Annotated in this window: 15 protein-coding genes; 13 read left to right on the top strand and 2 right to left on the bottom strand. The window is 69.8% G+C overall.

The genetic code is table 11. The features are described 5' to 3' along the window. Positions 1 to 38 precede the first annotated feature (38 nt). From AB0L91_RS16280 to AB0L91_RS16335, 12 genes are all read left to right on the top strand, one after another. Positions 39 to 515 carry a YbaB/EbfC family nucleoid-associated protein gene (locus AB0L91_RS16280; RefSeq protein ID WP_365010654.1) on the top strand — a complete coding sequence of 159 codons (477 nt, stop codon included), beginning with the start codon at positions 39 to 41 and terminating at the stop codon, positions 513 to 515. A 175-nt stretch (positions 516 to 690) separates the two neighbouring features. Next, entirely contained in the window at positions 691 to 2,442 is a 1,752-nt protein-coding gene (locus tag AB0L91_RS16285; RefSeq protein WP_365010657.1) for a hypothetical protein, read from the top strand. Then, the gene (locus AB0L91_RS16290) at positions 2,439 to 3,221 is read left to right on the top strand and encodes an ESX secretion-associated protein EspG (protein WP_365010659.1); all 783 of its coding nucleotides are present in this window, start codon (positions 2,439 to 2,441) and stop codon (positions 3,219 to 3,221) included. The genes AB0L91_RS16285 and AB0L91_RS16290 overlap by 4 nt, the downstream gene beginning before the upstream one ends. 20 nt (positions 3,222 to 3,241) lie before the next feature. After that, positions 3,242 to 3,574, top strand: coding sequence for a hypothetical protein (locus tag AB0L91_RS16295; RefSeq protein WP_355271335.1), 333 nt, complete (start codon positions 3,242 to 3,244; stop codon positions 3,572 to 3,574). Between the two features lie 25 nt (positions 3,575 to 3,599). Then, positions 3,600 to 3,896 (top strand): YbaB/EbfC family nucleoid-associated protein, encoded by a 297-nt coding sequence (locus tag AB0L91_RS16300; RefSeq protein ID WP_365010662.1) that lies wholly within the window; start codon positions 3,600 to 3,602, stop codon positions 3,894 to 3,896. 100 nt (positions 3,897 to 3,996) lie between these two features. Continuing rightward, positions 3,997 to 4,308, top strand: coding sequence for a type VII secretion target (locus AB0L91_RS16305; RefSeq protein WP_355271339.1), 312 nt, complete (start codon positions 3,997 to 3,999; stop codon positions 4,306 to 4,308). A 35-nt stretch (positions 4,309 to 4,343) separates the two neighbouring features. Then, complete coding sequence (locus AB0L91_RS16310; RefSeq protein WP_365010666.1) at positions 4,344 to 5,678, top strand: hypothetical protein; 1,335 nt, start codon at positions 4,344 to 4,346, stop codon at positions 5,676 to 5,678. 28 nt (positions 5,679 to 5,706) lie between these two features. Continuing rightward, the gene (locus AB0L91_RS16315) at positions 5,707 to 6,018 is read left to right on the top strand and encodes a PE family protein (RefSeq protein ID WP_357346490.1); all 312 of its coding nucleotides are present in this window, start codon (positions 5,707 to 5,709) and stop codon (positions 6,016 to 6,018) included. A gap of 15 nt (positions 6,019 to 6,033) precedes the next feature. Next, positions 6,034 to 7,020 (top strand): PPE domain-containing protein, encoded by a 987-nt coding sequence (locus tag AB0L91_RS16320; RefSeq protein ID WP_365010670.1) that lies wholly within the window; start codon positions 6,034 to 6,036, stop codon positions 7,018 to 7,020. Then, positions 7,017 to 7,808 carry an ESX secretion-associated protein EspG gene (locus tag AB0L91_RS16325; RefSeq protein WP_365010672.1) on the top strand — a complete coding sequence of 264 codons (792 nt, stop codon included), beginning with the start codon at positions 7,017 to 7,019 and terminating at the stop codon, positions 7,806 to 7,808. Before AB0L91_RS16320 ends, AB0L91_RS16325 begins: the two co-directional genes overlap by 4 nt. A 42-nt stretch (positions 7,809 to 7,850) precedes the next feature. Further along, positions 7,851 to 8,180, top strand: coding sequence for a WXG100 family type VII secretion target (locus tag AB0L91_RS16330; protein WP_218717557.1), 330 nt, complete (start codon positions 7,851 to 7,853; stop codon positions 8,178 to 8,180). A 32-nt stretch (positions 8,181 to 8,212) separates the two neighbouring features. Then, a complete protein-coding gene (locus tag AB0L91_RS16335; RefSeq protein ID WP_022567327.1) occupies positions 8,213 to 8,506 on the top strand; it encodes a hypothetical protein in 294 nt (97 codons plus the stop codon). Between the two features lie 215 nt (positions 8,507 to 8,721). Here the strand turns inward: AB0L91_RS16335 and eccE are convergent, their stop codons facing one another. After that, positions 8,722 to 10,461: a type VII secretion protein EccE gene (eccE, locus tag AB0L91_RS16340; protein ID WP_355271348.1), complete on the bottom strand. Its 1,740-nt coding sequence runs from the start codon at positions 10,459 to 10,461 to the stop codon at positions 8,722 to 8,724. Between the two features lie 117 nt (positions 10,462 to 10,578). Here eccE and eccB point away from each other — a divergent pair, with 117 nt between their 5' ends. After that, positions 10,579 to 12,087: a type VII secretion protein EccB gene (gene eccB, locus AB0L91_RS16345; RefSeq protein ID WP_365010677.1), complete on the top strand. Its 1,509-nt coding sequence runs from the start codon at positions 10,579 to 10,581 to the stop codon at positions 12,085 to 12,087. 36 nt (positions 12,088 to 12,123) lie between these two features. Here the strand turns inward: eccB and eccA are convergent, their stop codons facing one another. Beyond that, complete coding sequence (eccA, locus tag AB0L91_RS16350) at positions 12,124 to 13,965, bottom strand: type VII secretion AAA-ATPase EccA (protein WP_365010679.1); 1,842 nt, start codon at positions 13,963 to 13,965, stop codon at positions 12,124 to 12,126. Positions 13,966 to 14,003 lie beyond the last annotated feature (38 nt).

Consider the following 14,003-nt stretch of genomic DNA (forward strand, 5'->3'; position numbering starts at 1 on the left):
GCTGGTCGGGTCGGCTCGGGAGCCGGAGGGAATCGGGTATGACCAACGAACACGCCAAGGCGCAGATGGCCGACATCCTCGAGACCGTGCAGCAGCAGATGAAGGCGATCGCGCAGGTCCAGCAGGATCGGGCGAAGATCGTCGCCAGTGCCACCGTGCGCAAGCGGGTGACCGTCACGGTCAACGCCGACTACAAGGTCATCGAAACCAAGTTCACCTCGGACATCGACGATCTCACCTACACCGAGATCGCCAAGGCCGTCACCGAAGCGGCGCAGCAGGCGGCGACCGAGGTCGCGCGCAAGACGCAGGAGATGATGGCGCCGCTGCAACGCGAGCGCGCCCGGCTGCCGAAGATCACCGAATTGGTCGACGGGATGGACGGATTCGCCATTCCGCAGCCCGTGGAGGCCTCGCTGGAACCGCCCAACTCGCCTGAGCGGGAACGGCTCTCGACCGATGAGGCGGACGGTTCGCGGGATCCATCGCGGACGGCCACCGACGCGAGCTGGTGAGGTCGGCGTCGGCGGATGGTCGAGCCATCGCCACCAGCGGGATCTCCGCTGTACATGCGGAATTCATCTGTCAGACCGTAGAATCGTTAGCAAGCCGTGCGAATCGGCGGTGTCGTGGTAGCGGTGCCAGGCGGGGCGCGAGGCGGCACCGGTACGGACAGGGAGGGTCGACTTCATGACGGGACCATCGGCGCAGGATCAGTGGGCGGGGCTGCGTTCGGCAGCCTCGGATGGATCGCTGATGCTCGAGCCGTCGGCGCTGCCGAACCTGGTCGAAGCCGCCAACAACGCGCGGTACTGGGTCAATTCCGTCAAATCCGCCGCGGAGGGCGTGGGAAACCTGCCCGATTTCTCCTCGCTGGAGTCGGGTAAACAACTGTCGAAGCAGTTCGAAGGCAAGGCCGGTCAGCTGAAGACCGTGCTCGGCAAGCACGAGACCGTCCTCGACAATGTCGCGAACACCTTTCTCGACGCGGCCCGGCACTACAAGGGCGCCGAGGACGGCAGCAAAGTAGACCTGGAATCGCTGCGCACCAAGATCGAGCAGGGCCGCAGTGCCAGCATGAAGGTGGTGCTGCCGCCGACGGTCGTCCAGTATCCGGCGGTCGCGACCGCGGTCAATCTGCCGAAGATCCTGGCCGACGGCAAGACATTCGATCCGGCCGGCATGAAGGCCGAGACCCCCAACTACAACTACAACGAGCTCCAGGCGATCATGTCGTCGCTGTCGACGGTTCCCGGCAATCTGGCGCACACCGCGTTGTTCTGGGGTGATCTGGCGGATCTGCTCAAAACGGGTTTCGACGATCTGAACGCCAAAGTCGAAGCGAGCAAGAAGAGCTGGACCAGCCCGGGCGGCGCCACGCGCGCCATGTCGGCGATGTCGGCCTATCACGAGGCCAACGGTCTGCTGGTCGAGCAGACCAAACAGGTGGCCGCCGCGCTCGACTACACCGTCGGCTGGATCAACGCCACCTCCAAGGGACTGGCGACGGCGCTCATGCTGCCCCGCTGCTATTCCGACCCCAACGGCACCCAGGCCCAGGCGGACAAGGAGACCTGCGCCAAGAACGGCCGCCAGGTCATGTGGAACACCTATGTCCCCGGGCTCAACAGCACGACGAGCCATATCCCCACGCTGCCCGAGCCGACCGCGCCGACCACGGGCGACGGTACCGGGAACGGAAACGGCAATGGGAACGGCAACGGCAACGGCAGTGGAAACGGCAGCGGTTCGGGGTCGGGTTCGGGCTCCGGCTCGGGTTCCAGCTCGAAATCCGGTGAAGCCCTGGCCGCCATCGATCGCGCGCTCGCCGAACTGCAGGGACAGAAGTCGGGCAGCGATACCGGTGGCAAGGACACCACGGGTGGCCAGAACGGTTCCGGCGGCCAGAACGGTGGCAGCGGCTCGAGCGGTTCCTCGGGCGCCGATCAGCTGACCTCGGCCCTGCAGTCCGGTCTCGAACAGGCGAGCTCGGCCGCGCAGTCCGCGCTGGAACAGGCGTCCTCGGCCGCCGAACAGAGCTCCCTGGCGGGGATTCCGGGCTCCTCGGCACTCAGCTCACTCCAGGATCAGGCCAAGAAGGCGCTCAGCGCCGCGAGCAAGGGCGGCGGCGGTGGCGGCTCGGGCGCAGGCGGCGGTGGCGCGGGTGCGGGCGCCGCACCGCTCTCGCCGAGCCTGGACAGCGCGTCCAAGCTGTTCCCGCGCGCCTCGGCCGTCACGGGGGCCGAGGGCTTCCGCACGGGTGTGGCCTCCTCGGCCGCCGGTTCGCCGATGGGCGGCATGCCCATGTCGCCGATGGGTGGCGCGGGTGGCCAGGGCCAGCAGAAGGAACACAAGCGGGCCGACTACCTCGACTCGACGGACCACTTGGACGAGGCCATCGGTGACGCGCCGATCGTGGCCAGGCCGGTGGTTGAACAGTGACGCCCACCTGGGAATTCACCGGCGACGAGTTCGACGCGCTGTGGACGGGTCTCGACGAGGAGTACATGCCCGACCCGTTCATCCACACCGGCGCGCCGGGCGACGCGGACGAGGCCGAATTCGGGCGCAAGGACGCGTGGGCGCGGATCCGGCAGCGGTGGGGTCACGAGCTCGACGAGATCATCGAGGTGCTCACGCACCCCGATATCCGGATCGCGGTGCGCGGCTACGGCGGCGGGGAGAAGCTGATCGATCCCGCCTACTCGGTGCGCATGCTGGCCGTGCGCAAGGGTGAGCTGGGCTACCTGGTCCGGCAGTTGCCCGGTGAAACCCTCTACCACGCGGCCGGATTCGTCGTCACCCGCCACAGCGCGCTGTCCCTCGGCGACATCATCGCCGATCACCTGCCCGAGGCCGAGGCGGGCCGTGGTCAGGACATCCGCCTCGACGAACCGGGCGACGATCAGTTCGACCGCAGCTACGGCCGCTCGCTGGTGCAGCACTACGACGACGACGCCGCGGTACAGACCCAGACCTTTCAGCAGGCCCGGCTCGACCGCGACGGCTTCATCGACATCGAGCAGGGCTGGTCACGCTTCGGGCCGAGGGGGATCCTCCGATTGCGGCTCGGCTGGCGCGATCTGACCGATGACGGTCGCTACGTGATCGTTCCCGGTACGCCGCCGGTGGCGGTCGGCGCCGATCGCCGGCGGGTGGTCTCGCTGATCAACAGCCAGATCGCCGAAGTTGTCAGAGCCATCAGGGATGATCGGGCCTAGGGCGGATGGGAGGGGAATCGATGGACGAGTTTCCGACCGAGTTCAGCGCGTCGTCGCTGACCGGCGCGATCGCGGTGCGCACCACCGAGCAGGGCTTACCGGTGGGCATCACCGTCGACCCGGATCAATTGCGCCGCGATCCCGCCGACCTGGCGGCCGAGATCCTGCGGCTGTGCCAGAAGTCGGCCAAGCGGGCAGGCCTGGCGCGGCGTAATCAGCTGGCGGCGGCCGGGTTCGATCCGGCGCTGCTGGCCGCGACCGGATTGCCGACCGAGGCCGAGGTCGCGGCGGCGGAGATCGTCGAGGAGCAGGAGTACGACACCGAGCCGGACAGCTGGCTGCGGTCGGTCTAGCGAGCGGAGCGGGGAGGACACGGCGATGGTCGAAACCATGGACGAGCTGATCGCGAAGGTGCAGGGCCAGCTCTATCGGCTGCAGGACCTGGCCGAGGCGACCAGTGGCATCAGGGCGCAGGAGACCTCGCCCGACGGGGCGGTCACGGTGACCGTCGATGGGAGCGGGGCGTTGATCGGGCTGGCGTTCACCACTGCCGTCAGCACGCTGTCACCGGCCGATTTCGAGCGGGTGCTGGTGCGGACCGCGCAGGCCGCCGCGCATCGGGCGTTCGGTGAGCGCGCCGAGCTGGTAACTGCGTATAACCGAACCGGCACGTGAGATTCAACTGGTCTTAACCACCGATTTGTGTGGCGCGAGTTTCCGACGGGTAGATAAAGTAACGAAACACCATGGGCTGTTTCGAGATTGGACGAGAGCCATGAATCACGTTGCGGTAGTTCCCGATGCAGTTCGTGCGTACGCGGGCGCCTCGGCCACCATGGCGGCGGGGGTCGCCCAGGCGGGCGCGGTCGACCAGGCCGCCACGATGGCCGCCGCCGTGCCCGTCTTCGGCCTGATCGGCCAGGAATTCCTGCTGTCGTTCGCCTACGCGCAGGCCAACCACCTGACCTCGGTGGCGCAGCTCGCCGCGGTGCACGCGGGTACCGCGCTGACCGCCGCGCAGGCCGCGTCGACCTACGAGGGCGCCGACGGGGCGGCCAAGCTGGGCATCGCCGCGGTCGATCAGTAGCCATGACATATCCCGGGGGAAGCACGGCCGGTGCGATGGCATCGGTCGATCCGACCGTGCTCGATCTACTGCGCGGCAGTTCCCTGGCGCCGATGCTGGACCAGCCGGTGAGCCAGGTGCTCAGCTCGATGGGTCTGCCGCAGTTGCCGCAGCTGCCGGAGTTCATCCAGCTGCCGGAAATGCCCGCGCTGCCGACGATCGATCTGACCGCGCTGATGCAGCCGCTCACCGAACTGGCCTCCGCCTTCGGTACCGGCGCGCTCGGTGGCACCGGCACCACGTCCGGCACATCGTCGAATCCCACCGACGCGCTGTCGAACATCACCTCGGTGCTCGAGACGGCGATGTCGCTCGGGTCGACCGCGTTGCAGACGGTGATGCAGCTGTGGCAGAGCGCCGCGGCGATGGAGGCGACGAACAAGGCGACCGCGGCGCAGTCCGACGGCGCCAAGCTGGCGACGCAGAGCACGCAGGAGAAGGCGGTGCTCACCCACGCGGCGGGCAACGTCGCCGTGGGTGGCGCCAAGCTGGCCGCGGTGATCGCGCGCTATTCGGCCACCCTGGCCCTGGCCCCGCTCTACGCGGCGACGCCGGGCGGTCAAGCGGTGCTGATCGCGGCCACGATGGAGGCCATGGCCGAGGGCCTGGCCATCACGGCCGAGACCAAGGCCGAGATGGTGGCGCGCAGCGGTGAGATGGCGCAGGCGGGCGAGAAGGTCCAGGTGACCAACGCGCCCACCGGTGTCGACGCGAGCAGCGATTCGCTGAGCCAGCTGATGAGCCTGATCTCGCCGTTGATCAGTACGGCGAGCACCGCGGTGTCGTCGCTGGGTTCGCTGGCCGAGCAGGTGAGTTCGCTGTCGACGAGCACCACCGGCACGACCGACGACGCGGCGAGCACCGGCACCGAGATCGCCGACGCCGACAGCGAAACCGCCGAGGGCCTGGCCGGCGCGGGCGGCGGTGGCGGTGGCGGCGCGATCGGCGGCATCGGCGCGATCGGCGGTGCGGGCGCGGCGTCGTCACCGCTGAGCCCGTGGCAGGGCGGACGCGGCGGCGGGTTGTCCACCGTCGGGGCGACCGGCGCGCTCGGCGGCACCGGCGGCACCACCTCGGGTGGCGCGAGTACGACCACCGCCTCGGCGGGCTCGGCGCCGGGCTACATGCCGATGGGCGCGGGCGCGGGTGCCGGTATGCCGATGGCCCGCGCGGTGGACGGTGGCGGCAGCGAGGCCGTGCACTCACAGCTGGTGACCGGCAATCACGGCGACGAAGTCGTCGGCCAGATCGCGGGGGTGGCGACTCCGGTCGTCGGCGCCGCCGAACCGGTGACCACCGAAGCGCCACCGGACAAAGAACTCTCACTGTGACGCGGCACGACCACGACAGGAGCAGCAGATGAGCAACACCTTCGAATTCGATTCCGCCGCGGCGAGCAAAGCCGCGGCAGCACTGGACGGGATCGCCGACCGGCTCACCACCGAGCTGTCGGCCGTCGCCCCGACCCTCCGGGTGGCCCCGGCCGGCGTCGACGAGGTGTCCGCGCGCGCCGCGACCACCGCCAACGGTGTCGCCGATGACTACCTGACCGGTGCCGAGGCGGGCGCGCACGAGATGAACAAGCTCGCCGCCACGCTGCGGGCACAGGTCTCGGAGTTCGACCAGATGGAAACCGACAACACCACCGGCTTCAACGGGCCTGCGGCGTAAAGGTATTCATCACCGATGATCGAACCACCGCAGCCCGGCTTCACCGGAGTGGTGTGGGAGGCACGCGAGCCGCACAAGCTCGCCACCGACCTCACCACCGGTGCCGGACCGATGCCGATGGCCGACGCGGCCGCCGCCTGGACGCGGCTCGCCGCGGCCTTCGGCGCGGCCGTGCTCGACTACGAGCAGGTGCTGCAGACCCTGCGCGGCTCCTGGAAGTCCGGGAGCAGCGAGCAGGTGTGGGAACGGATCTCGACCCTGCGGGAGTGGCTGATCGACACCGCGGCCGCCGCGACCGCCAATGCCGCACGGCTGCAAGCCCAGGTCCTCGCCTACGAGGTGGCGGCCCTGGCGATGCCGAACAGCGCCGACATCGCGGCCATCACGGCGATGCAGCAGGCGCTGGAACAGGTCGGCACCGCGCTCGGCGCCCCGATCAAGGCCATCGCGGCGCAGACCGACGCCGATGCCGACGTGGCGAAGGCGGTCGCCTCCCGGGTGATGCGCAGCTACGAGGCGGCCACCGAACCACTGGCGACGCCCTGGCTGCACGCGCCGCCACCGCCGATCGCACCGGAGACCGCGCTGGCGGGTGAACAGTCGGCGCAGGCGGGAACCCCCGCGTCGCCGGGTGCCGCCGGGATGTCGGGGCTCGGCGCGATCGGCCTCGGCGCCTTGCCGTCGCTGCCCGCACCGGTGCAGACCGCCTACCGCGCACCGGTTTTCGTGCAGTCCACCGCCGCGGTCACCACCGCGCCGCAGGCCACGCCGGTCGCCACGCCTGCCGGACCGGCCGCCCCGGTCGTCCCCGGTGCGATGGCGCCCGGCGCCGGTGGGCACGACGCGGGGTCCCGGTTCCCGCGCGCGGGTCTGGCCTACGAGGAATCGGACCAGCTGGTCGCCGAAGGCGAGATCCAGGCTGCCCCCGCCGTGCTCGGCGTCGCCGAACGCGCGGCACCCCAGACCGGTGGCACGGCGACGACGGCGGAGGGGCGGCCATGACCACCCTCACCAACGATTCGCTGCTGGCCGTCGCCGATCGGCTCGGCGTCCAGACCCTGCCGCTGGTTCTGGCGGTGGGTCCGCAGCAGGACAGCTTCGACGACTGGCGCGCCGCCAGAGACGCCGCGGTCGCCGAACTCACCGCCGCCGGAATCTTCGACGGCTACGGTGACGTCGAGCCCGACCTGGCGGACGCGCTGCACACCCTCGCCCAGCCCGACGCCGAACTCGTCGCCCGCAGCTACGGTGACGGCGACGCGCGCCGGATCTGCCTGGCGCGCCGCGGCGCAGGCCACGCCAGCGCCGTCCGCGTCGGCGGCGACTTCGAGATCGGCACCAAGGCGATCGACGGTTCCGACCGTGAACTGACCCGCCTGCTGCTCGCCGCGCTGCCGCACTGCGCGCCGGCGGAGGTGGCGGCGGTGAGCGTCGCGGCCGACGATCTGGCGGCGCGCCTGGACGCCGCCGAAACGACTTCCCAGTACGTGGACGCGATGTACGCGCTCGGTATCGACGCGCACGAGGCGACCGTCCTCGGCGCGGCCTTCGGCTCCTGCCATGGCTACACCGAGATCGTCGCCACCGTCCACCATGACGGGCTGACCACCCGAGCCCCTGGCGCGGTCGCGGTGTACGACACCGCGCGCGGCCGGATCGTCGTCGCGCCGATGACGGCGCCCGACGGGCAGGTGTGGTCGACCATAACGCCGGGCACCGATCATCGCCTGACCCAGGCCGTCGGTGCGCTCCTCGAGGGGCTTCCCGGTGGGGGGTGGCGGCCCGACTAAGCCATCTCCCATTTCAACCATCAAGTAGGAAAGGTTCGGCACATGCCCCCTCAGGGACCAGTAGGTGTAGAAGCCGGCGGCGTAGACGGCGTCGTCTCCAAGCTCGAAGGCACGATCAACAACCTGCGGACGTCGGTCGGTCAGATCGACGACGCGGCCCAGGCCGTGCTCCGCGGCTGGAAGGGTGACGCCTCCGACGAGTTCGTGAAGGTCGCCCAGGCCTGGCACGACGAGGCCGATGCTCTGAACAAGAAGTTCGACCGGCTCACCGAAGCGGTCAACACCGGTAAGTCCACCCTCGTGAACATGGACGGCGCAGGCCTGTCCGGCGGTGGTTCCACCAGCGGTGGCGGCAGCTACACCAACCTCTGACCGCGAATCAGAAACGAACAGGAACTGAGCTCATGACCATTCTTTACGATCCCGCGGCGATGAACGAGCTGTTCAGCGACCTGCAGACCTACGGCGGGAAGATGAAGGGCGAGATCGACGAACTCGAGGGCGCCGCTTCGGATTTCCGCAACAACCTGCAGGGTGACAACGCGATCTCGAACTTCGACACCGCGCACAAGAACGTCACCACCGAGCTGACCGACACCCTCGACAAGCTCGACAAGCTCGCCGCTCAGGTCGAGTCCGCGCTGAACCGCGCGCTCGAGGCCGACGGCAAGGTCGGCGACGGTTTCGCCGACTTCTGAGTTCTTGGAGCGCTGGCGCGCTCGAGCGCGGCCCCCTTGGGGCCCAACGAAAACGGGGCGAGACTCGTGCCTGCGGCACTTGGTCTCGCCCCGTTTTCGTCGGGCCGGGCCGCTACGCCCGCTGCGCGGGCGGGGCCTCCTCGAGGTCGGCCCGTGCGGGGTTGGTCGGCGCTGCCGGCGCGGAGTTCGGACTCAGGTCGTCGATCAGTCCGAACTCATCTCGCCGCGAGTGATTCGCCGATGTAGTGCATCTCGTCGGGCGTCGTCACCATCGACACCGTCGCGCTGCCGGTACTCGTCCGCACCGTGATCCGGTTGGGCGCGTACGGGTCCTGGACGAGGGTGACGTCGGGGGCGAGCGCCTCCGGATCGCGTTCGGCGGTGCGGACCTCGACGATGGTCGCGCCACCCAGGTGGCTGGTCGGGGCGATGCCGTCGAAGACCAGCACGGTCGTCGTCGGGTAGGGCGCCGCGGGCACCGGCGGCGGCCCCGGTGGGGTCTGCGGAGTCGCGCCCGCCGCCCTCGGCGCGATCGAGAGCAGCTGTGGGGTCGCGAGGTTCGCGACCATCGACTGCCAGGCCTGCGGCCGCGCGGTGTGCACGACGGCATGGGCGCCCAGCGCGGTGGCGCGCAGGACGACCTGCTGGGCCAGATCCAGGTTGCCGATCACGTCGACGTGGCGGGTGCCCGCGCCGATCAGCGGGACCGCGATGCCCTGACCACGCTCGTCGGCCCCGATCAGCTGACCGCAGCCGGTGGTCGGCACCGAGATGTCGGTGAGCGCGGTGAGCGTGCCCCGGTAGCCGTCCCGGCCGCCCAGGTCGTCGGCCGCGCCGATGGGCAGGGTGTCCAGCAGGATGCGGCGCTGACTGCCCGGCAGCTCGCGCAGTCCGGCGACCGGCGCCTGCTCGTAGGGCGCCACCGAATCGAAGCGGACGACGGCGTTGAGCACGACGGTCCCCGCCTTGTCGTACGCGCGTCCGACCCGACGGGCGCCGGGGTGCAGACGCAGGGTCACCGTGGTCGAGAGCGAGGGCAGCGACCAGATCTCGGCCAGCCCGTTCGTGCCGATCATCGGCGCGGTGAGCTGGTAGTGGGTCAGGTGCCTGCCGAACTCGGACTCGAGGCCGTGCGCCGACTCGGTGAGCCGCAGCGGGTCGAAGCCGTGGGTCAGTTCGCGCACCGCGCTGTTCATCTCGGTGGCGGTGAGGACCGCGGCGTCGATGCCGTGGGTGGCGAGCCGATTGGCGACCCGGCGGGTGGCGATGATCATGGTGCGCAGGGCGCCGGTCGCGCCGCCGCCGCGTTTGTCCACCGCCGCCGCGTTGGCCACCGGGTCCAGCCGCAGCACGAGCCAGCAGGTGCGGTGCGCGATGGCGGGCAGCGGGCCGAGGATCCGGTCGTACAGGTGCGCGGCGGCGCCGGTGCCCGCGGTGCGCGCGCCGGTGGCGATCACGTCGATGCTCACCAGCTCCACGTCGAACTGGTCGAGGCAGCGCGCGATCTCGGTCATCGGCAGCAGCTGGTCGGCGCTGAGGGTGCCGCGGCGCAGCAGCGTGAGCGTGTCCGGCGGCGGATCGATACGGAGCATGGTCAGCAGCAGATCGCCGTCCCAGCGCACGCCACAGCCGCCGCCCTCGGGCAGCGGCACGTCGAAGGCGGGGGCCCGGTCCAGGGTTTCGGTGCGACCGCGCAGGCGGCGCCCCAGCCAGCCGCCGAATCGCACGGCGAGCGTGCGCCGCCGGATCGGGACGAGCCCGATCAACAGCACGGCCACCGCTCCGCCGATCGCCCCGTAGCCCGAATTCGTCGTCGCCAGCACGACCCAGGCCACGATCGCCGCGAGCACCGCGACCGGCACGCACGCGCGCAGCGGATACATCCGGAACAGCCAGAATTCCGGGTCACGCAGCGTGTCGTAGGCATTGTCGCCGGCGGTTTGCCCGCCGTTCATACTGTTGTTCAAAATCGTTGTCCCTGCTTGGCATCCGTCGAATCATGGTGAAGGACAATTCCGGATTTACGGTACCGTGTCCGACGAGATGGTGATCAACGCAGCAATGGAGTCCCTGTGCCGGCACAGCTGACAACCAAGGCCCAGGTCAACGGTTATCGTTTCCTCCTGCGCAGGCTCGACCATGCGCTGGTCCGCCGCGATGTGCGCATGCTGCACGATCCGATGCGGTCGCAGAGCCGGTCGATGATGGTCGGCGCGGTGCTCGGGCTGATCATCGTGGCCGGCGCGGCCATTCTCGGCTTTCTCAAGCCGCAGGGCGCGATCGGCGACGCGCTGATCGTCAGCGGCAAGCAGAGCGGCGCGATGTACGTGGTCGTCGAGGCCAAGGAAGGCCAGAAGACGCTGCACCCGGTGCTCAACCTGGCCTCGGCCCGGCTGATCGCCGGTGACGCGCAGACGCCGAAATCGGTGAAGGACGACAAGCTCGGTTCGATGCCACGCGGCCCGCTGCTCGGCATCCCTGGCGCGCCCGCCGCCATGCCGGGATCCAAGCAGGGCGCGAGCTCGAACTGGACGCTGTGCGAGACCACCCAGCTCTCGGCCTCCGGTAGCGCGTCCGGTGCCACCGGCGGACTCACCACCGCCATCGTCGGCAAGCCGGAAACCGGGGACCGGATCGGCGCCACCGGCGCCGACGACGCGCTGCTGGTGCGCCGCGACGACAAGACCTACCTGGTGTACCAGGGGACCAGGGCCGAACTCGATCCGAACAACTCGGTGGTCGCGCGCACCCTCGGCCTGTCCGGCAAGCAGGTCCGCCCGATCGGCAGCGCGGTGCTGGGCGCCACCACGCAGGCGCCGCCGCTGGCGGTGCCGACGATCGAGCGCGCGGGCGAGCCGGGTCCCGGCAAGCTGTCTAATGTGCCGATCGGCGGCATCATCTCGGTGACCGGGGTGCAGGCCGCCGGCCAGGAGACGATGTACGTGGTGCTGGCCGACGGGGTCCAGCGGGTCTCGGAGTTCACCGCGGACCTGCTGCGCAACGCCGATTCCCGGGGCATGCGCGAGATCGCCGCACTGGCCCCGGACGCGCTGGACCGGATGCCGGTGCTGCACACCCTGCCGATCGATGGTTTCCCCGAGCGCAAGCCGCGCATCCTGGCGGCCGAGGACGCTCCGGTGGCCTGTGTGAACTGGGCCAAGAACCCGGGTGTCGCGGCCGCGCAGGGCAGCTCCGTCGACGGCCCGGCCGAACGGGCCACGGTGACCCTGCTCGCCGGAACGAAGCTGCCGCTGAGTGATTCGGTCAAGCCCGTGACCCTCGCGACCGCCGACGGTTCGGGCGATCGGATGGACGCTGTCTACCTGCCGCCGAGCACCGGCGAATTCGTGCAGGTCACCGGCACCGAGCCGGGCAGCCTGCGCCGGGAGTCGCTGTTCTACGTGGCCGACAACGGGATTCGCTACGGCATTCCCGACGCCGCGACCGCCGCGGTGCTGGGGCTGGGCGACAAGCCGCGACTCGCGCCGTGGTCGATCATCGGCCAGCTGGTCCCCGGCCCGACGCTGTCCGCGAAAGACGCTCTGACCAGCTACGATTCGCTGCCCTCCGCGACCAAGTAGTAGTCGCGGCGGCCCTGGCCGCCGCGACGTTCGGGCTCAGCTCAGATTGGGTACCTGACCCACGTTGAGCGTCGCGACGATGCCGGTCAGCGCGGTGCGCATATCGGTCTCCTCGATCCGCATCAGCACGTCGTCGTCGACCTCGGCCAGGTCGAGCCCGTCGGTGTTGGCCAGCCGGAACTCGCGTTCCTCCTCCGCCGCCTCGATGACGTTGCGGATGAAGCGGCCGTTGCCCGCCAGGTCGACGCCGCGGCGCGGTTGCCCGCTCTGGTCGGTGCTCTCCAGGTCGTAGAGGAACCCGCAGGTCTCGATCAGGGTCTCCAGCGCCGCGGGCGCCAGCTGCGAATCGCGTCCGTTCGCCACGATCTCGCCGATCTGGCCCAGCTCTTCGGCGGTGTACGAAGGGAATTGGAGACGCTTGGCGAAGCGGGAGGCCAGACCGTCGTTGGCGGCCAGCAGCCGGTCGATCTCGCCGTCGTAACCCGCGATGATGACCACGAGCCGGTCGCGGTCGTTCTCCATCCGGGCCAGCAGGGTGTCGACGGCCTCGCGACCGAAGGCGTCACCGCCGGACAGGCCGGTCTGGATCAGCGTGTACGCCTCGTCGATGAACAGCACGCCGTCCATGGCGCTGTCGATCAGCTTCTCGGACTTGATGGCCGTGCCACCGAGGTTCTGGCTCACGAAGTCGACGCGCTTGGCCTCGACCACCTTGTCGGTCTTCAACAGTCCGACACCGCAGTAGATCTTGGCGACCACGCGCGCGATGGTGGTCTTACCGGTGCCGGGTGGACCGGTGAAAGCCAGGTGCTGGCCCCGGGACTGGCTCGACAGGCCCTTGCCCGCGCGGATCTTGGCCAGCTGCGCCGACGACTGCAACTTGGCCACCTGGTTCTTCACCGACGCCAGCCCGACCTGCTTGTCCAGCTGCGCCCGTGCCTCGGCGAGTACGGTTTTCGCGCGATCCTCGGCGGCGGCCTCGTTCATCGCGGCCAGCGAGGGCGCCGAGGTGGGGTCCCACTTGTCGGTGCGGGCGTCGATCACCTCGCGGGTGGTGACCACGATCCGGAAGGTGCGGTCGCGCATGGCGTTGGTGTTGGCGGTGAAGTCGGGCAGCTGGGAATAGACCTGCTCGAACAGCTTCTGGGCCTCGGCCTCGTTGCCGGACTCGCGCAGGCACAGGCCTCGGTTGTACATCGCGGTGAACCTGGCCGACGGGATCGGGCCCGCCTCGGCCTGTTCCATCCGCCGCACGGCCTCACCGAACAGGCCGAGCTGCGCGCAGGCGGTACCGACCATCACGTTCGCGCCGGTGGCCAGGTACGGGTCCTTCCAGTCCGCCGAGCCGGCCAGCACGGTCATCACGTCGGGCCAGCGCTGGGTGTTGTAGTGCATGATGCCGCGGATGTAGGCGCTGATCCGGTCGTCGATCTGCTTGTCCGGATCGTCGGCGCGGGCGGCGCGCAATTCGGCGAGCTTGTCGAGTACCTGCTCGGCCTGGTCGTAGTCCTTGTCGGTGATCAGCTGCGCGGCCCAGGCGAGCCAGATCTCGGTGAGCCCGGCCAGCGGGTAGTCGATGTAGAGGCCGGGCAGGAAGCGGCCCGCCATCGCCCGCGGCGCCAGGCCGAGCCTGCGCTGCTCGCGGCCGAGCGAATCGAGGCTGGTGCGATGCAGATTGAACAGCACCTCTTTGGTCAATTCGCCCGCGGCGGCGCGGCCGAGCCACGCGTCGCACATCGACGAATCCCATTCCGTCGCGCGCTGGAAGGCCAGCTTCGCGTACTCCTCGTCGCGCGCGGACTCCTGACCGTCGATGGACAGACCGAGCGAGAGGACGCCCGCGTCGAAGGCACGCTGCGCCTGGCGAATGTCTGGCATGTGGTGTCGGACCCCGAAATCTTCGTCTGGTGGACAGC

Source organism: Nocardia sp. NPDC051833, from assembly GCF_040681225.1.
GTDB lineage: Bacteria > Actinomycetota > Actinomycetes > Mycobacteriales > Mycobacteriaceae > Nocardia.